This is a genomic window from Photobacterium sp. S4TG1 (genome assembly GCF_036040035.1).
In the GTDB taxonomy this organism is placed as follows: Bacteria; Pseudomonadota; Gammaproteobacteria; order Enterobacterales; family Vibrionaceae; genus Photobacterium.
In genome coordinates this window covers 396,528-419,443 of record NZ_JAYXUH010000002.1, presented here as the reverse complement: position 1 = coordinate 419,443, position 22,916 = coordinate 396,528, and the positions used below count along the sequence as shown (strand labels likewise).

General features: G+C 41.5%; 1 protein-coding gene. It reads right to left on the bottom strand.

What is annotated here, in order from left to right:
* Nucleotides 1-116: 116 nt before the first annotated feature.
* Nucleotides 117-22,916 (bottom strand): GEVED domain-containing protein, encoded by a 22,800-nt coding sequence (locus tag VXS03_RS05350; RefSeq protein WP_327762404.1) that lies wholly within the window; start codon nt 22,914-22,916, stop codon nt 117-119.

The following is a 22,916-nucleotide window of genomic DNA, read 5'->3' as shown; positions in this document are numbered from 1 at the left end:
CCTTTTCTCATATCGGCTGTGGCAGAAAGAACCTGCCACAGCATCTCTATGTAAGTCTATTGAGGTATAAAATTAAAAGATTATCAATGCTAAGAATTACTTACCATCTTACTCTTTTATTTGATCTCCACTTTATATACCACAGTACCGCTTTCTCCTGGATTAAGTGAACCTGTCATTTCCCAGCGTACTTCACCTTCATAACCCGCAGCATTTACACCATTTGGTGTTAGTTCATTACAGGTTAAACCAGCAGGTAGAACACCGGATGTACAATCAATCGCCAAATTTAAATCCGTATAAGTAGGCGTAGTATCAAATATTGTAACTTCTGTTATTGGCCCACTACCCACATTGGTAAACTCAATAGAATATTCTAAAATATCACCCGGTTTACCGTCGTTACTGGTACTTACACCAGTTGCTTGAGTCAGATTTTCCACTGTTTTATTAAGCTTCAACTCACCAGCACCCGCGAAAGTAGCACGAACAGTATCAGTATCTATCACTTGTCGAGTGATTCCATGACCTGTTGCAACACTATCTTCAAACGTCATATCTGCTTGAATATCATAATGATAAAGCGCATTTAATGGCGCATCAGCAGGTACAAAGACTTTACTGATTAAACAAACACTACTATCACCACTTACAGCGACAGGGTTAGCTATCTGGCTATCCGCGCCATCAATTGAACCATTACAGTCATTATCTTGATACAGTATTGCACTCCAACCGTCATTTGCTGGCTCAGTAGAAATATTCATAACAGTAAAGTTAACACTACCTGCGGTTTCAGCTGTAAATTTATGGCTAAAGAGCACTCCTTTACCTGGCTCAGTTTCAGTGAAGTTATCTGGCTCCATGCGAGGCTCTTTAACCTTACCAAAGTTCAAGCCTGTTAAGTAATCACCTGCGGCAGCATTAATTAACATCTGACTATCAATAACACTGGTATTGGTGACTTGAGTAAACGCTGACACATCAGCTTCACTAATATCAATCCAATCAGCTTGTTTAACAACCTCAAGTACAAGATTTTCATTAGCAAGTGATACTGGAACGACTAATAGATAACCACCATCACCTGATGTCACTGTTGTCGCAACGATGTCTCCAGTAGTAAATCCACCAGCACCTGTGCCGTTATAAATCACACGAACAACTGTATTACCAATGCCAACTTCACCACCATCAAAAATACCATCATGAGCCGCAGTAGCCCCAGTGACACCATTATCTTCAAACACAAAACCACTAAGAACAATCTGATTAATTAACTCAAATTGATAATCTTCTACTTCACCATCAGCAGCTTCACCTGTTGGTGAATTACACGTTGCAGCGGTGCTACATAAACGGAAACGAACAAATGTGTCACCGTTATAACCTGCGGTCAGTCCTGCATCTAAATTGAAATCAAGATTCGTTGTGGCTGCTGTAATCAATTGGTCTTCAATAATCAACTCACCCACATCAGCAAAATCACCATCGCCATTGAGATCAATAAAGACATTCAAGAAGCCCGCTGCTTGCGGAACAGAAACGGTAACAGGTGTTGACGTTGCAACCGTGATGCTTTCTGGTAGCGTCACGCCATCTTCATCATCAGAAGCTTGAATATCATCGCCTGTTGCATCTGCGGAGAACTGGCTAACAAACTCACTATCCCAATTAGCACCTAACGTGAGGTCTTGGTCACCATCTAGGGCTGGATCACCATCATTACCGGTATCAGAATAATTATGGAATGCATCACCGTAAGAGACAGGAGCATCACCATAATCACGAGCGTAATAACAACCAGCAGCATCATTACCTTGAACCGAGACATCAATACCTTCAGTTACAAACATCAACTCACCAGTAATCACATTCAATTGATAAACTGCCGTCTTATCAATCAGATCATGAGCATTATCACCGTCAGTATCATGATCGCCACCATTAGCAAAGGCGTAAAGCATAATACCATCATCCATAATGGTTCCTCCCGCCCCAGCACTACCAGTATTCGTCACAGGAAGTAACCCGTTAAAGTTCACAGGATTTATTGTCACCGCTCCTGTAGTTGGATTGATTTGAATATAGTTACCACCAGGTAGATCAACGCCATATAACATACCGTCATTTGAGCTGAAGGAGAAATCGCCCCCCATAGTTGGTATTGAAGACAATGTAATGGTAGTAAAGGTCTGGGTATTTAAATCAATTCGAACTAGAGAATCCCAGTTCCCATTCATAATGTAGAGATACTGTCCATCAGGTGACACGTCACCTCGAACAGGATAGCCAAGATTTGCACTCCCCCCTAATCGAGATAACACCTGGTTATCAGAGAAACTGATTGAGCCATTTGTCGAATGAATAATATTTTGTACTCCGTTAGCTCGTATCGTACCAAGAGAAACAAATTCAGTACCATCACGATCCGTTACAAATAAAATTACATCGTCATTAGTAGAGCTTCCATCAATAAAAGTACCGTAAAACAAACCACTTAGGCGATTAAAACCAATAGCATTAATATTTTCAGCATTTGGATAACCATTAATAACAATAGGACTCACAATATTATTTAATTGGGCAGGATTAGTGGTTGGATCAAATTCCGCAAAATCATAACCACTGGTATTATCGCCTTTGGTTTCAACAATAATATCACAAGTATTATCACCATTAAGACTTGACACTAATACTCGATAATCTTCGATCTCACCATCAGATGCTGGCCCAATAGGGTCTGGGAAAGCATTACCATCAGCATCTAGTGGCGTATTTGTTGTCGTATTAAAATCAGAACTAATACGTAAACGATAACCCACCACACTGTTACTGATATTTGCCCCAGAAGTTCCCACATTATTCCATGTTAATGTTGCTGATGTGGCACCACTTGGAATAATAATCCATGCACTTTCATCATCATCAAATGAACCACTATTATCAAAGTCGATCCAACCAGATAAATAGGCATCACTGCCTGTTGTATTGACTACTGGTACTGTTTGCGTCACGGTAGGACTTGATACATCAGCGGTAATTAATGCACTTAATACATCTTCATCATCAGGAGTAGTACCGTTATTATCATCACCTGCATAATCAGCATCTGGCTGACCATCATTTTCATTATCTGCCGCTACCGAACCAATATATAACCCTATTTCTTCAGTTAAATGACGAGGGCCATTATTAGCCAATGTTGTAGGATAACCAGTGGTTTCAGGCGCATCACCAAAATCTAACGGCAGTGGAGCGAAACGACAACGCGCACCATCATTTTGGCTGGTTGCAGCATTCATCTGAGTGAAGTTGACTGCACTATAACCACCAGATGGAAGACTTGGATTCGAAATATCAATTCGAACAATACGGCCAGGATTTGGATTTTGAGATGCGTAGAAGAAGCCTTGATCATCAAAGTATACCGCGCCCCATCCAGTGCCAGTTTCGCCATTAACACCAACGTAACCCAAATTAGTTCGCGCCCCTGTTATAGGATCAAACTTCACTAAATTTCCCGTAGGCGTTAAGGTATAAAGCATATTATCGATAGGATTAATTGCCATATCAGCCATCACTGGAGCAGAGACTGTAATCTCACCGATTTGCTGCAAATAAGTACTACTATTTGGATTAACATCAATACGATACATACTGGTACCACTATTATTCATCAGCAATAGCACCCCGTTATCATCGATATCACCACTGTTATAGTTATTGATTGCCATCGTACTTCCTGTAATTGGTAACACGAAGGCAGATCCTGCACCATCAACCATTAAAACAGTGTCTTTATTTTTAATGTTATCGCCGATAAGTGTATTGGTAATAAAGTTATACCCCGTACCACCAAAGACACCAGTACCTACTGGCAAAACATCATCATATAACGGTGTTACTGTACCCATAGCCAAATTAATACTAGTAATATCGGTTGGGCTATTACGCAACAAATAACCATCACTGCTACAAGTTGGGAACGTCACAATGGTGAAATCAGCAAAGTTAACATCACTCACATCCGTTGTTAACGCAACTGATTGAATGTTAGGTGAGCTAGAATGAACATTGATTGGATCACCAATTGTCGCACCAGCATAACCACCAGCATTTGGATCTAGCGTTCCAATGGTTGGTGGACAGGTTGGATTAACTAAATCAGTTTCAAGTGCTGCTTCATAAACTTCATAGTTTCCACCAGGAATGGTCATTGAGTAAGCACCCGTTGTTGCATCTGCTGTGGCAACAAAACACTCACTGGTTGTGGTGTTATAAGCAATCACCGGAACAGCAATACCCAGACCCGCTTCTGCTACATCTTTAATGCCATTAACTGATGGTACAGTGCTGCTGTCATCAAACACAAATCCCGATAAAACAAAGCTACAAACAGCAGGTGTTGTCGGCAATGTCGCAGTATTGATCACTTGACCATTACCACCGTCATCGCCACACAATAACTGTCCAGAACACGTTGCAGTACCTGCACTAACATTAGCTATAGCACCAGAGCTATTAAAGATAGCAGCACCACCACCACCACCACCAGAACGTCCATGGCCACCAGATGAACTGGCGCCATTACCACCGACTGCATTGACAGTGAGTGTTGATAGAGATGCACCATCAGTGTTGTATAGCAATACTGAACCGCCAGCACCACCACCACCAGGGCTATCACCGCCAGCATTTGCTGAGGTATTACCATTAGCATTAATAGTACCGGTTCCTGTCACTGTATTCGCTGTGATATATACGATACCACCACCATCAGCGCCATCTCGACCAACAGCATTATTTTCTTGACCAGCGCCACCACCGCCACCAAGAGTCAAGCGCGTTGGATCAGCTAGCCCAATACCTGTTCCTGGTTCTCCCGGATAAAAACTGGTTGAATTTACATAATTACCGCCACGGCCACCAGGACCAACGTTACCACCACCACCACCACCAGAATTAAAGTTACCACCACCACCAGCATTTGCGGGCGCACCAGTACTATTGTCACCATTGCTATAACCTAAACCACCTAGACTTATTGGTGTTCCAGCAATACCTTCGCCCTTACCACCGTCAATATTGGTTGATGACAATACATAATTAAGCCCAGTAGCAATACCGTTGGCGGTATTTTTTGTACCACCACGGAAGCCTTTACCATTAACGTCAATAGTATTGCCATTAAAATCTAGCGTCCCATTGACATAAAGCGACACAATACCACCACTTGAGCCATTCCAATCTGTTGAGGAAACAGTGCCCGTTAAGCGCGCATCCTCGTACATTGGAATACGCACAACTTGGAAAGAGCTATTTCCATCAGCGGTAAAGTTATTCGTTAAATTTTCACTTAATACTAAAGTCGGATCAGTAAAGCTAGCAACGGTCGCAAACTCATATTGACCCGTTGTACCATAATCAATCCATCCACTGGCGTACCCACCCACGACACCATTACCGTAACTATCAGTATTAGAGGTATCAATTGAAGCATTTTGCATCTGAATAATCATTACTCGATCACCCGGATTTAAGGCCTCGGTCGTATTACCAGTTGCCGTACCAAGTGTAATACTATTCGTGCCAGTTAATGCATTTGCTATTGCTGGGTAATAAGTATTAACTACCCCTGTAATATCAACAGGAGTACCTGAAACACCTTCAATATTGCCAGAGTTTAAACATTGCGCTATCACAACAGCAGGCGTTACTGGTTGAATTGGTCCTTTTAAAATTGGAATTTGATGATCTTCAACTTCACCATTAATCGCCGTACCGTTGTAATCATCAACAGTTAATGTTTCAGATGTAATACGAAGACGCATGTAGGTTTCAGTTGCAACCGTCGTAGTATTTATTGAAGGGAAACTTAATGACGCACTACCATCAGTAACCGCATCTGCATCAGTACAAGCAGCTAGAGCAAATTCACCACTATCAGCAAAATCACCATCAGCATTAAAGTCAACCCATGCATAAACATTAGCACCCATATCTGCGGTACCATTATGGTCATTACAAATCACATCTTGAGTAAAGCTCGTAGCTCCTTGTGATAAGAAACCAACCGTCGATATGCCATCCTCATCATCAATATTTAACGAATCATCATCGGTTGCATCACCATTATTATCAGTACCATCACCAAACCCGTCACTATCACCGTCACCAATAACAGAGCCCAAGCTTAACGTCGTATTGCCAATACGATGTCGCGCACCATTACTGGTAAATAAGGTGTTATATCCTAAAGTTTCAGGCGCATCACCATAATCATAAGCAACATCAAGAATGATACGATGATCTTCAACTTCACCATCGTTAGCTACATCATGAGGCGTTGAACATACTGTTGTGGTTGAACAAATACGAACACGAACATAACTACCGCCATCAAGCACATCATTCGGCGCAGTAAAGCTCAATGTAACGTCAGTATTATCATTCGTTGCATTAATACTCACAGGCGTTGCCGCTTCAGTCGCCACATCAAATACACCATCACGGTCAAAGTCTAACCATGCATAAACAGTAGCATCAACATCAGTATGTACCCTTACCGTTAAGGTTTCTGTACTACTTGGCTCTGCCGACATTACTGCCGGAATAGTTACACCATCCTCATCATTAACACCCGCTAAGTCATCATCTTGAGCAAGACCATTATCATCGATACCATCCACAAAACCGTTAGCTTCAGCATCCGTAGCATTAGTACCAAGGAAAATGGTTGCACTTGGAATATGCATTGGACCTATACCCTCACCACTGGCATTAGTACGATCGGTTCCATAGGTATCTGGCGCATCACCTAAATCAAATGTGCCCATGACAATAAGATGATCTTCAACTTCACCATTAGTGGCTATTCCACCGATAGACGATGTTGTTAGTACATCATTAGTAAGACGAATACGTGAATAGGTAACTCCTGCCGTTAATCCTGTTAGCCCCGTCCAATTAAAGACATATTGCGCTTCAGAAGAGGCATCAGGTATAACTTGAATTTGCCCTTCACCAGCTTCAAAGGTGCCACTTTGGTCAAAGTCAATCCAAACAGCGAGGTAAGCAACTGATCCTGAATTATTTGACGCTTCAACGGTAAGACTATAATCACTCGCATTAATGTTAATCGGTGAAATGACATTAACGCCATCCTCATCATCCGGAGAGGCATTGGTATCATCACCATCTGCCGTTGCTGTTGGTATACCATCAGGCTCACCATCACTGGCTTGATCGCCAAGGAATAACGACGTATCACCATAATGGAATGGACCACCGCTTCCCGCTAAGGTTAAATACGTATCTGGCGCATCACCAAAATCAACATTGTCTGACACCGAAATCGCATACCCTTCAACTTCACCATTGGTTGCCTCACCAATAGCGGTACTACAGTCGGTAGTGGTATTACAAATTCTCACACGAACATAAACAGTATCACCGTTGGTGATCGCGGTGGTAATTGGCCATGTCAGCACTTTTACGGTATCAGTTTCGCCATCAGCAACAGCGATAGTCTGCATTTCAGATGCTTCTAGATCACCATTTTTATTCCAGTCAGCCCACGCATATACATTACCATCGGTACCCGTAGTATTAGTGGTAGTAACACGCACAGAATATTGAGTTGCTGTACTCGATAACGGTAATATCTCGACACCATCATCAGTATCACCATTAGCTGCAACCGTTGCATACGCATCAGTTTCACCATCTGGCGCTGTACCTATAAAGATATTGGCACCAAGTTGGTGACGAGGGCCGTCAAATTGGAAAGCTGTTACATAATCTCCTGTCGCAGTGCCTGCCCCTGAATCAGGTAAATCATCAAAATCAAGCTCTGTATTTGAACAATTTCCATTAACATTAGCGTCATCAGCTAACCAGCTATTACGCGCTAAAAACGCACTCTGATCTTCGTAATAGTCATATACAAAATCCATTAAGTCTTGGTAAGGAGTCAAATTCCCAGAAAGATAATTAGCTGTAAAATAGAATACACGTTCACCAGAACCAACCCATGGGCCAATATGCGTTCGAGGATATTCATAACCACCCGTTGTGGTTGGATCATAAGGAATCAACCACGCCATCGCATCAACGTTGTTACAAGAGCCTGTTACCGTTGGTAGTGTGTAAATAACACTACGATGATCAATACCCGTAATGGTTGATAATGTTCCTGTTGTTGAAACAGTTGCTTGCGTAGATAATGCACCTGGACCATCAGATGGATGGAATCGTGGTAAAGTACTTGGTCCACTGTAACCTGCAAAACCCGTTGCACTTGTTCCAGGGAACCCTACTTGTTGACCCATATATGCATTAATACGGGTTGTGGTTGCATCGGCAAATCGGTCACCTTCAACGAGAGAAAGTAATACACCCCCTTGATTACGATAATCTAATAACGCATCAATTTCAGCTGTTGTATCAGGGCTTACGCCGCCCGCTAAGTCTGATTGATAAAGAATGAATTGATAATCACGTAAAGTAAAATCAGTGGTAATGTTATCTGTCGGAACCAGAAGATCGTAAGTTACATAACCAACCCCATAATTATTTTCCATGAGCGCGACAGTATTATTTGCCGTATTTGGTAATGTATATTCAATCGCACCTGAATCTTGCTGGATTAACATATGGAAGGTGACTTTATGATAATGATCTTCTATCTCACCATCGGTCGCTGCGCCTTGTGAGCGTTCATCAATGGCTGTTGCGCCATCATCAACTAATGTATCAGTTGTTAAACGTAAACGAACATAACTATCACCAACATTACCACCTTCAGCATTTGATAAATTAGTCCAAGCGACACTAATTGGAAGATCCGTTGCACCATCAGCAACCGCAACGCTGGTATACTCATCAAGTTGGAATTCGCCATCTAAATCATGATCAACCCATGCATGTAATGTTGCTGCACTACCAGTGTTATTTGTTACCGTGGTATCAAATGACCATGTTGTCATTGACGGAGAAAGTACAGGGAAAGTAGGGGCCGTTTCATCCGCCGTAGCATTATTATCATCACCATCAGCTGCCACACTTGGTTGGCCATCAACATCAGCATCAGCCGCCGTCGTACCTATATAAAGGTTTGTTGAAAGCGCATGATTGGCACCATTATTTGTTGCTAAAGTATGATAAGCATCAGGTGCATCACCCCAATCTTGAGCGGTTAACACTGAGATTCTAAAGTCTTCAACCTCACCCGATGTCGCGATGCCACCAGCATCAGTCGCGGTTAAACCATCACTATTGGGCGCTAAACGTGCTCGTCCAAAATAATAGCCCGCCGTCACAGGTGTTAAACTGTTCCAACTAGGGTTATAAACAGTATTGGTTCCGTTTGAAGTAGCACTGATAACTTGCCCTTCAGCAGCATCAAATACGCCATTTTGATTCCAATCAATCCATACAATAAGATCGGCATTTGCACCTGTATTATTAAGTACATTTGCATCCAATGTATAACTGGTTGCGCTTAAGGCTAATGTCGGTAATGAAATACCATCTTCATCAGCAGTGGCTGTAATATCATCAAGTAACGCATCACTACTTCCATCAGCATCTTCACCATCAGTAGTTGCTGTACCTAAACGTAGCGTAGTACTAATAGGATGAATTGGACCACCGTCAGCAAAACGAACGAGGTATGAATCAGGGGCATCACCACCGTCATATCGAACGCTATCACTTAATAAATAATGATCTTCTATTTCACCATTTGATACGCCACCATAAGAACGAGGATCTTCATTAACGCTAGTTGCACTATCGGCTAATAATTCAGAGGTAATACGCACACGCATATAGCGGTTTTGACCCGCGGCTAATCCTGTTGTTGCCGTCCAATCTAACTCAATAGAACTATTTGTTAAGCCTGTTGCGGTGACAATTGCGCCACCAGTACCTGTACCATTATCAACAAATTCATCACGATCAAACCGACCATTACCATCGAAATCAATCCAAGCATAAATATAAGCATCACTGCCTGTATTATTCGTCACCATAGCATTTGCGCTATAGCTACCTTGGGTTGTGGTTAATGGTGGTAAAATTAAGCCATCTTCATCATCACTAGCTGCAATATCATCGCCTGATGCTTGAAGTGCTATCGTCGGTGTTTGAGCATCATTATCTGCATCTGGCACTGTACCCATAAACAGATTGCTATCAACACCATGGAATGGACCACTATCTGATTGGGTTGTACGGTAATTATTCGCCCCGACATTCGCAGCCTCATCAGGCGCATCACCGTAATCAAACTCACCCACAAAGACCATGTAATCTTCAACTTCACCATCTAATGCTTGGCCTGCCCAATCATTAGCGGTGAGATCTGTCAGGTAGCTAATTCGAATACGCAATGCCATCGAGCCATTTGTTAAGCCTGAAATACCATTCCATGTTAATACTGCGGTTTTAACGCCATTAAAGTATGGAATATTATCAGTGCTAAATGGCGCATCGCCTGTCGTATCATAATTGATGGTTGATACAACTTCAGCAGCACTAAACTCACCATCTTGATTAGTATCAAGCCATGCGACTAAGGTTGCCGGATTACTGGCAAGTTCAGAATTACGTAAAGTAACAGGCACACTATAAGAGGTGGCTGCAATCGCGATATTCGCTAATGGTTGAGATAAACCATTTTCATCATCACTGCCATTATTATCATCACCAGAAGCATCACTGGTTGGTTGACCATCTGTGTCTGCATCAATCGTCGCAGTACCTAAATAAACCGATGCACTATTACTACGTCCGTGGAATGGGCCATCACTAGCACTTAAGGTTTGATAAGTATCCGGTGCATCACCCATATCTTGATCACCGATATAGATTAAATGATCTTCCACCTCACCATCGCTGGCACCAAATAATGACCGAGTATCTTCTGCTGCCCCCGTATTGAGATTAGCCAACCCATCGGTTGTTAAACGGAAGCGAGTTAACGTAAACCCTGAAGTAAGGCCGGTGAAACTATTCCATGTAATATCAATAGATCCACTGGTTCCTGTTGGCACAATGACTTCTGCCACCTCATCTGAACCGAATTGACCATTACGATCCCAATCAATCCAACCATATAATGTCGCATCTTGTCCGGTATTATTGGTGACATTAACCGCAGCAGTATAGCTACTAGGTACAGGTGAATTATCTAATGCACGTAATGTAACGCCATCTTCATCATCACTTCCGGTAGTATCATCTCCATCAGCCTTAATTGGGCCACTACTTGGATTAGCATCTGCTTCGCTATCAGGCACACTATTACCAATGTATATATCTGCATCAATAACATGATATGGGCCATCATCAGCTAAACGAGAGCGATAATCACCCGCTCCTCCCGCGGTTCCGACAGATCCATCTTCTGCATCACCAAAATCTAAATTACCAATATAAATTTGATGGTCTTCTACTTCACCATTAATTGCCTCTCCACCCCAGTCATTAGCGGTTAGAACAGAGTTAGTTAAGCGTAGCCGCATATAGGTGCTACCTGCGGTTAATCCACTTATTCCAGTCCACGTTAATTGGGTTGTTGGCGTTGCACTGGTACTGGTATTGGTTGCATTTACAATCGAGGTTAATTCAGTAAATTCGCCAACATCAGCAAAGTCACCATCTTGGTTAAAATCAATCCAACCATATAAATGAGCATCACTGCCTGTCGCATTATAAAGAGGAACACCAACAGTATAAGTGGTATCCGTGGTAGCTAAAATTGGGAATGGAGTTAGATCATCGGCATTTTCATCATCAATACCGTCGGTATCATCACCGACCGCACCATTAGATGGCTGACCATCTTGATCATGACCATTATCATGGTTATTACTTCTAATATATAAATTAGCGGTATTATGACGATGGTAAGGTCCACCACTGGTGTATAAGGTGTCATAAGTATCAGGAGCATCACCACCATCATAGGTTTCTACTCGAATATAATAATCTTCAACTTCACCGTCACCTGCGCCACCATAAGAACGGGGATCTTCAACTAGGGTGCCTAGTTCAGTATCGGCTAATAAATCGGTAGTAAAACGAATACGAATATAAACATCAGTGCCTGTCGCTATGCCTGGGAATGTATTCCAGCCGAGACTGGTTGTGGTATTAGTATTACCTGTATTAATTTCTCGTGGCGCTGCTGTATTACCACCAAAGAATTCATCACGATCAAATCGACCATTGCGATCAAAATCAATCCAAGCATATAGATACCCTTTACTACCACTATTATTGGTCACCGTCACAGGAATATTATAGGTCGTATTGGTGTTATTTAATGGTGGAATAAACGCACCATCTTCATCATTACTGCCAGTAATATTATCGCCTTGAGCAAAGGCAGTAGTTGGGTCATTGGCATCACTTTCACTATCGAGTAAAGCACCCATCAATATCGTATTATCGATACCATGATAAGCACCATTGTCACTCAAAGTGGTGCGGTAGTTATTAACACCTATGTTAGCCGCACTATCAATGGCATCACCAAAGTCAAATTGACCAACATAAACGACATAATCTTCAACTTCACCTCCTTGGGCAATACCACCCCAATCATTGGCGGTTAAACTGGTATTAGCAACACGAATACGCAGTCCCATTGAACCTTGTGCTAACCCTGAAATACCATTCCACGTCAACGTTACTTTATTGGTTAAATTATTACTGCTGGTCGGTAAATTATCAGAGCTAAATGTTGAATTACTAAACGGCGTTCCGGTCGCAGCAACATTTAAATCATCAACCACTTCGTCAGCACTAAAACTGCCATCTTGGTTTTTATCTAACCAAGCGACTAACGTTGCATTAGAACCAGAGTAATTATAAACAGCAAGATCAATACTGTAGCTAGTAATACTGGTCGCAACGGTAACTAATGGTTCAACTAATCCAGTTTCATCATCAACGCCAGTATTGTCATCACCTAATGCCGCTGCATCTGGGTACGCTTGATCGTCATCATCAATATTATTAGCACCTAAATACAGGTTACTCACATAGTAATGCGCCGGGCCGCCACTAACAGGTAAAGTTAAGTATGAATCAGGTAAATCACCTAAATCTGTGTTTTCAGCTGTGACAAAGAAATCTTCAACTTCACCATCTTGAGCGGCACCTAACGAACGCTCATCAACGGTTGCTGTTGCATCACCATCAGTGAGTAACTCTGTTGTTAATCGTAACCGTACGCCATAAGTTCTTGCATCCACTAATGCAGTGTCTGTCGTAAAAGTAACGGTATAAGTCTCTGTCCCCGTACTCGCAGGAATAGTTATCACACCATTATTAATAGCCTGAGTTGAACCAAGACTATTAATTGATGCTTGTGCAATCTCATCATTTTCGAAATTACCATCACGATCCCAATCAATCCACGCATATAGATATGCCGTAGAAGTTGAGCTATTTGTCACCGTAATATTGGTATCATAATTATCACCGGCATCTAAATCAGGTAAGGCAATATTAGCTAAAGCATTTTCATCATCAACACCCGTAACATTGTCGCCTGTGGCATCTGAACTTTGTGGCGTTGCGCCATCAACATCCGGTGCTACCGTACCTAGGTATAAATTAGGCTCAGCGGCAACATTATGATAAGGCCCACCAAAGGTTAGATTGGTTTGATAATTATTTGCCGCCGTTGCTGAAGAAGTATCGGGTAAATCACCTAAATCTTGACCACCGATTTGAATCATAAAGTCTTCGACTTCACCATCTGACGCACGGCCACCAACATCGGTCGTTGTTAATGGATCGGTCGTTAAACGGAAGCGAATAAAGGTATTACCGACAGAGAGATTTTGCATCTGATTTGAATCAAATGAATAAGTATAAACACCATTCTGAGCCGTAGGAATAATATCAACTCGGCCTTCGATTTCATCAAAAATACCATTACGGTTACTGTCAATCCAACCTGCTAGATAGGCATCATTACCAGTTGTATTACGTACTGTGAGCTCTAAGCTATGGCTTGAACCGTTAATCGGAATTGAAGTTAATGGTTGACTGGTACCATTTTCATCATCACTACCATTATTATCATCACCAAGAGCATCAACAGACGCTAATACAATTTCATCACCATCAATGGTTGAAGTACCTAAATACAAATTGGTGTTATTCGTAATAATATGATGAGGACCACCTAATAAAGGATCAACTAAATAACTCGCAGGCGCATCACCTAAATCTTGTAGACCAAAGAAAATACTATGATCTTCAACTTCACCACCCGCTTCACCACCTAATGATGAAATATCACTGATTTGCCCCACTAAACGATTAGTTAAACGTAAACGCACAAATGAGGTTGTGTTGTTGGTAACAGCAGGAATCGTCGCCCACTCAAGCTCTACTGGCGTATTACTTGATCCCGTTGGCACAACTGCTATTTGTCCTTCACTATCATCAAATTGACCATTTCGATTGAAATCGATCCACACCGCCAAGGTAGCAATATTACCCGTCGTATTTGTAACTGGCACAGTAATCTTGTATGAATCCATACCATTAAATAATGGCGGTAATGTAATTGGTCCTTCATCATCGGTTGCATCAAGATCATCGGCAGTTGCGGTTATATCTTGTAATGTTCCATCATCAATATCAGGCGCCGTATTACCAATATACAAGCCATCAACAAATAAATGATAAGGGCCAAAATAGTTATAGAGTGTTTGATAGTTATTCGCAGCCGTTGCTGAAGAGGTATCTGGCGCATCACCAAAATCGGGATCGCCTACATAAACATAATGATCCTCAACTTCACCATTTTTGGCAATTCCACCCCAATCTGTCGCCGTTAAAATATCAGATGTTAAACGAAGGCGTAACGCCATATCACCTGTTGTTTGCCCACTGATACCAGCCCATGTTAACTGAGTCGTTGGGGCTGTTTGTGCTGAAGTATTAGTTCCATTAACAAGCCCTTCAAGTAAAGCAAACTCGCCAGCATCATCAAAATCACCATCTTGATTTAAATCTAACCAAGCATAAAGATTTGCGTCAGCCCCTGTTGCGTTATAAAGCGGAACCCCTACGGTATAACTGGTATCCGTCAATGTTAAAATAGGAAGTGGAACTAAACTGTCAGCATTTTCATCATCAGTGCCATCGTTATCATCACCATTTGCAGCAGCCGTTGGTTGTCCATCTTCATCATGATTATTATCATGGGTTGCATCTCGAATATATAAATTCGCATTGGTATGATAATGAGCTGGACCGCCGTTACTGTATGATGTTTGATAGCTTTCAGGTAAATCACCACCATCATAAGTATCGACACGTAAATAATAGTCTTCAACTTCACCATCAACCGCACCACCAAATGAACGTGGATCTTCCGTTGTTCCTGTAACCGCATCACTTAATAACTCACTGGTTAAACGAACACGCACATAAACATCGGTGTTATTAGCAATACCAGGGAAACTATTCCAATTAATATTGGTGACAAAATTAGACACGCCTGAATTTACAACTATCGGCGCGCCCGCAGCACCACCAGCAAATTCATCCCGATCAAAACGACCGTTACGATCAAAATCTATCCATGCATAAATATATGCATCACTGCCTGTATTATTGGTTACAACCGAGCGCACCCCATAATCGGTCACTGAATTATGTAATGGCATAATAAAGACGCCATCTTCATCATCACCATTAGCATCATTATCATCTCCCAATGCTAGTATCGCTGGTGAATTTGCGTCATTTTCTGTATCCGGTGCAGCAGCGCCTAAATACAAATTATTATTCAAGCCATGATAAGGGCCACCATCATTTAACGTAGTCCGATAATTATTAGCTGCAACGCCATTTGTAGTATCTGGCGCATCACCGAAATCATAATTACCAATAAAGATTTGATGATCTTCTACTTCACCATTAAGAGCAAAACCACCCCAATCATTTGCAGTTAACGTGTCATTAGTTAAACGAATACGGACATAAGTACTGCCTTGAGTTTGCCCACCGATTCCATTCCAAACTAACTCAGTTGTCGGTGCCGTTTGATTTAAGGTATTGGTGCCATTAATGATATTTTCTAATGAAGTAAACTCACCAGCATCAGCAAAATCACCATCTTGGTTAAAATCAATCCATGCATAAAGATTAGCATTAACGCCAGTTCCATTATAAAGCGGAACCCCTAATGTATAAGTTGTATCTGAAATCCCCAATAATGGAATTTTTGTTAATGAATCAACATCCTCATCATCAACACCATCATTATCATCACCATTAGCGCCTACTGTTGGCAAACCATCGGTATCATGAGCATCATCATGGGTTGCACTACGAATATAAAGATTGGCATTAACATGATAATGGGCAGGGCCATCACTTAGGTATAACGTGTCATATGAATCTGGCGCATCACCACCATCATAGGTGTCAACACGAATATAATAATCTTCAACTTCACCATCTGTTACCCCACCATAAGAGCGAGGATCTTCCGTTGTACCTGTTACAGAGTCAGATAATAAATCAGTAGTAATACGGAATCGTGCATACACATCAGTATTCACCGCAATACCAGGGAAACTATTCCAAACGGCATCAAGTGCAGCGCTTGTTGTGCCTGTTGCTATTGTGATTGGAGAACCAGCCGCGCCCCCTACAAATTCATCACGATCAAACCGACCATTGCGGTCAAAGTCAATCCATGCATAAAGGTAAGCATTAGCACCACTATTATTGGTTGCCGTTACCGGTAGTGTATAAGTCGTTGCAGTATTGTGTAACGGTAAAATAAAGACACCATCTTCATCATCACCATTCGCATCTTGATCATCGCCTAATGCATATATAGCGGGAGTATTGGCATTATTTTCAGTATCTGGCGCAGCTGCGCCTAAATATACATTCGCATCTAAACCGTGATAAGCACCTTGATCATTAAAGTTAGTACGGTAATTATTCGCACTTACTCCGTTTGCAGTATCTGGCGCATCACCAAAATCAAAATCTCCAATAAAGATTTGATGATCTTCAACCTCGCCATTGAGGGCTATTCCCCCCCAATCAGTAGCTGTTAAAGTATCACTGGTTAAACGAAGACGGACAAACGTACTGCCTTGAGTTAACCCTGAAATACCTGTCCAATTAAGCTCTGTTGTTGGCGTTGTTTGATTTAAGGTATTGGTGCCATTACTAATATTTTCTAATGAGGTAAACTCACCAGCATCAGCAAAATCACCATCTTGGTTAAAATCGATCCAAGCATAAAGGTTAACATCACTGCCTGTTCCATTATAAAGTGGCACACCTAAGGTATAGGTTGTATCTAATACGCCTAATAATGGAATACGCGTTAAAGAATCAGCATTTTCATCATCTGTTCCATCGTTATCATCACCATCACCATTTGGCGTTGGTTGGCCGTCGGTATCATGAACATTGTCATGAGTCGCATCGCGAATATAAAGGTTTATATTATTGTGAGAATGCGACGGACCATTGCTGGTATATAACGTATCGTAACTATCTGGCGCATCACCACCATCATAGGTATCAACCCGTAAATAATAATCTTCAACTTCACCATCAGAAGCAATACCAAATGAACGCGGATCTTCGGCTGTGCCTGTTGCTGAATCAGTTAATACATCAGAGGTTAAACGTAAACGAATGTAAACATCAGTATTGACAGCAATACCAGGGAAACTGTTCCATGAAATAGTGACGTTACCATTATTTGTTCCCGTTGGAACTGTTATTGGCACGCCCGATGTACCACCTGCAAATTCATCACGATCAAAACCTGTTGTACGGTCAAAATCAATCCATGCATAAATATAGGCATCACTACCAGTATTATTGGTAACCGTAACTGGTAAATCATATGACGTTGCACTTGAATGAAGTGGAATTAACAGCGCGCCATCTTCATCATCACCATTGGCATCAAGATCATCACCATCAGCACTATTGACAGGATTATTTGCATCTTGTTCAGCATCAATGTTAGCACCAAAGAAAAGTTGATTATTTACACCATGACGAGGGCCGTCATCATTGAGTAAAGTTCGCTGATTATTTGCAGCAACACCTACACCAGTATCAGGAGCATCACCAAAATCGTAGCTACCAACAAGAACATAATGATCTTCGACCTCACCATCAGGTGCAGCACCGCCCCAACCTGTATTGGCCAACCCTGCAGTGGTATAACGTAAACGCAGTGCTGCATTACCATCACTTTGTCCTGAAATACCCGTAAATGTTAAAGTAATAGGTGATGATACCGTTGTGCCCGTTGGCACCGTTACTGCAACATATTCTGCCGCTTCAAACTGGTTATTTTGATTCCAATCTAACCAACCATAAAGGTAAGCATTAACACCCGTATTATTACGAACTGGCACTTGCACCGAATAACTGGTCGATGTTAGCGGCAAAATAGGCGTTGGAGTACTAAAGGCATTTTCATCATCACTACCCGTGAGATCATCACCATCCGCATTGGGTGTTGGTTGTCCATCCCCATCACTATCAATCGTTGTATTACCAATATAGAGATTATTGATATTACTTAAACCATGATAAGGGCCGCCACTAAGTCCTAACGTATCAAAACTATCTGGTAAATCACCAAAATCTTGATCGGCAACTTGCAATGCGTAATCTTCGACTTCACCGCCATCAACATAACCATAAGAGCGTGGATCTTCAACAGCCCCCGTCACAGCATCAGTTAGTGCAACCGGCGATAAACGAGTACGCAGATATACAGTGGTGTTATTTGTCGGTGATGAAATCGCTCCCCAAGATAATGGCATAGTGATTGAATTGGCACCGTTTGCAACAATTATTGCGCCACCTGAGCCCGTACCATTTGAAACAAACTCATCACGATCAAATTCACCATCACGATTGACATCTAACCATGCATATAAATAAGCATCAGCACCAGAAGTATTCGTTACCGTTGTTTGCGTATTATAAGACGTTGCACCACTGGTTAATGGCTGAATTAATAAACTGTCTTCATCATCAATACCGTCTGAGTTATCACCAGATGCAGTAGCATTTTGTAAACCATCAACTTCGGTATCGGTTGTATTTATACCTAAGAATAAATCATCATCAACAGAGTGACGAGGACCATTATCGGCTAATGTTGTTCGATAATTTCCGGTACCAATTCCTACACCAGTATCAGGTGCATCACCAAAATCAATACTGATAATAACTTCGCCATAGTCTTCAACTTCACCGTCAATACTTGAACCATTTGGTGTATTACAGTCACCAGATGAACACAAACGGAAGCGGGCATAGGTATTGCCTAAAATAGCATTCACAGGTGTGGTTATAGTATACGTTGTAGTACCAACGGATGCGGTGGTGTTGCTGATTATCTGTTCATTCACATCATCCCAATCACCGTCTCGGTTCCAGTCAATCCAGCCATAAACATGGAAGCTAGTACCCACATAATCAGGATCTTTACCAATTGTAACCTCAATATCACGGTCACGGTTCAATACATAAATACCATTAGCCGTCACGCCATCTTCATCAGCAAGATCAACTAAATTATCACCATCTGCGATACTAGTAGGTTGTCCATCGATATCTGTATCTAATAATACCCCTAAGAAAAGATCAGGATTACTGTCAGTATCACCATCAATAACAATATGGTTAGCACCACCATTAGCTCTTAATGTTTGATAATCCCCCATCGCGGTTGACATCGACGTATCAGGCGCATCACCCCAGTCTTTATTATCAACATCAACAATAATATTGGCACTAAATTCTGAAGTGTCTTGTAATTCACCACTCCCACCCGTTGTAGTACGTTGAGCAATGACAGTAATTTCATCGCCGACATTTATGCTCGACGTTGCAAATAAACTATCAAACGTTGAACCTGATTGGCCCGTAATACTGCCTAAATAGGTCAAGCCTTCACCTGCATTTAGCGCATCACTGCCCTGTTCACCAGTGCCAACACTGGCTTTATACACCTCAAAAGTAAATTCACCCGTGGCACACATATCACCAATAACACGTAGATTTGCGCCTTCTAAGAAAGCATAAGTAATTTGTGGGCGAGCTAAATTATTATTGGCACCGGTTCCGGTGTCGTTATTACATAAATCAGTATTTAGTGAAACACCTTCACCCGTTGCGAGATTATGAAGATCAATGGCATTATCAGTATTATTATCAAAACTATTTTTAGTAATTAAATACCCTTCAATATTGGTATTACCATCAATAGAAACCCCTGAGTCACCATTATTATGAATAATATTACATTCAATAATAGATAGCTGACCGCTTTGAAAATGCACCCCATTATCGTCTGCATTTTGAATATCATTACTGGAGATGGTTTGGAATAAATCAACATTTGATGTATTACGTTGATATATTGCATCGCTAGTTGCATCACGCATTATATTACCAGCAATATTAAGATAAGCAGGCACACCGTAACGAATATAAACATTATGATATGGTGTTGCTGTAGTAGAGGTAGAACCCAATAATTGATTTTGTATTACTTGCCAATTAACAACATTGGTTTGGCTATTTAAATTATTTAAGGTGATATTATTATGTGCTGTTTTTATAGCATTATTACGAATAATACCACTGTCGCCATTAAGCGAACCATTACCTGCATTTGCAATTGCAATACCCGCACACCCTAATGATGTACCACAGGTTTCTTGGCCAATAACCGCATCATTACCCGCAGGATCAATACCAATTAAGTTTTGCTCAATTAAGGTGTCAGTAATGCCCGCCGAGTAAATATTAATACCTAAAGAACCGCCAGTAAGAGAGACATTACGTACTGTAGTATTATCCGCATTAATAATTAATAATTCAGCGGCATAAGCACTGGCGTTAGTTGGCATATCAATTTGTAATTCAGGTTTAGCTAATGCCGGAATAGTTTCAACACTACATCCGTCAGAACTACCTACCGTTTGTGCCTCTGAATAATTACCTGAATTTGAATCGATGATCGTTGTGCCATCAGTATTACTGTATGCCGTACCATCAATAATAGTATTTGCGCCATTGGTACCGGTTATTGTCGTTAAAGAGGTCGTTGGAGAAACAACCCACCAATCACCAGAGGGATCAGTATCGTTTACAGGAACCGTTGGCACAAAACGCATTTCATTAGCACCAACAATTCTATTGGCATTAATAATAAATTGATTTAAAGAACCTTGCGCTGATGTATTAGTATTAGTAACAACGTTATATGAGAAACCAAAATCAACATTGGTCTGGTTGGTTGAAGTAAATGATAGATCAACTTTAGATATATGTTCGCGCGTAGTTGAGTTGGTGGTGACATCAGCGCGATCGCCATCGATACCACCATAACAAGCGCCAGAAGTGGTTAAAGGTGTATCCCCTGAAGTTGCATCACCATTGCTATCACAAAAAGCATTAGTGTAGGTATTACTAGCCGCATATGTTTGTTCAGAAACCGCAGTGCTATCCGTCGGTGGTGCAGTTGCGACAAAATACGTATCAATCGGTAGTTCAGTAAAAGAATAAGCGCCACTTGAGGTAGTCACTTGCTGTAGATAAGTATCGCCCGCACTTGGCACGCCATCATTATCATCATCTCGATAGAGTCTTACTATTACTTCATTTGGCGTTACGCTATCAGAGGATATATCACTATCGCCATTTTCATCTAAATAAACTGTACCGCTAATATCAAAACAACCAATACAGAATCGATAATCTTCCACTTCACCACTATCAACTGTGGTTGAAATTGTTGATGTCGTTAATGCCGTATTTGATATTCTAAATCGAGAGAAAAAATATCCGGTATTACTTCGATCTGCCGCATCAACAATATAATCTACATTACAAGTAAAGTTCGCCCCTGATGTATTAGTACAATCTGCATTAGAAGAGCCCGCAGCAGGAACTGTTATCGAGACGCCTTCATCGGCTTGAAAGGCATTGTCTTGATCCCAATCAACCCAACCAACAAAAGTTCGCGCTGAACCTGTATTGTTATAAACGCTAGCAGAAACTGAAACGGCCCCTGTGCCAGCATCAATTTCAGACTGAGGAAAGCTAGTTATACCATCATCAAAGGTATCTGAATTTGCTAATGCACTATTACGATTTGCAGTTTCAAAACTAACATTCGTCCCAAAACGCAAATTAGTCCCCGTTAAATCGACATTATGACGAGCGACACCATAACTACTTGGTGCATCAGTCGCTTCAAAATTACACGCATAACCCGAAGTATTTACTCTTATACCACCATCATCACCGGCTCCGCCTGACGAACCACCAGAGGCTGGTGTTTGTGTTCCTTCAATTTGAATGCTGGTTATCGTTGTCATCCAAGAAGGTAATAATATTTGCGAACCATGAGGATAATTATTAAATCCCGTCACGCCAACATTACCACCACCACTCTGCATTGATGCACCGCCCTGGGCAGATAAATTGGCCGTATTTTGACTATCATTTGGCGTGACTAATTGCGCTACTGTTGTCCCATTAACTTTTAATCGAATGGTAATAGATTCAGTGTAGTCCCCGCGCCCTGTCCACTGATTACCATTATTCCACCCCCAGTTAGCACTGATCAGAATTCGTCCTCCTGATCCTGTACCGCCAGTTAAATTAGTATTATAAACCCCAATATTTCTGGTCCCCCAGCCATTACCACCATCACCATCAAAATAATATTGCCCCCCAGAGGTTGTCGGTGAAGCATAGCTTTGAGAACATTGTTGAGCTTGGGCAATCGAGGTGTTGAATAACAACCCATTACCAAGACAAAGAAGCATTAATACTCTACGGATAGTTTTTATCTTTTCCAT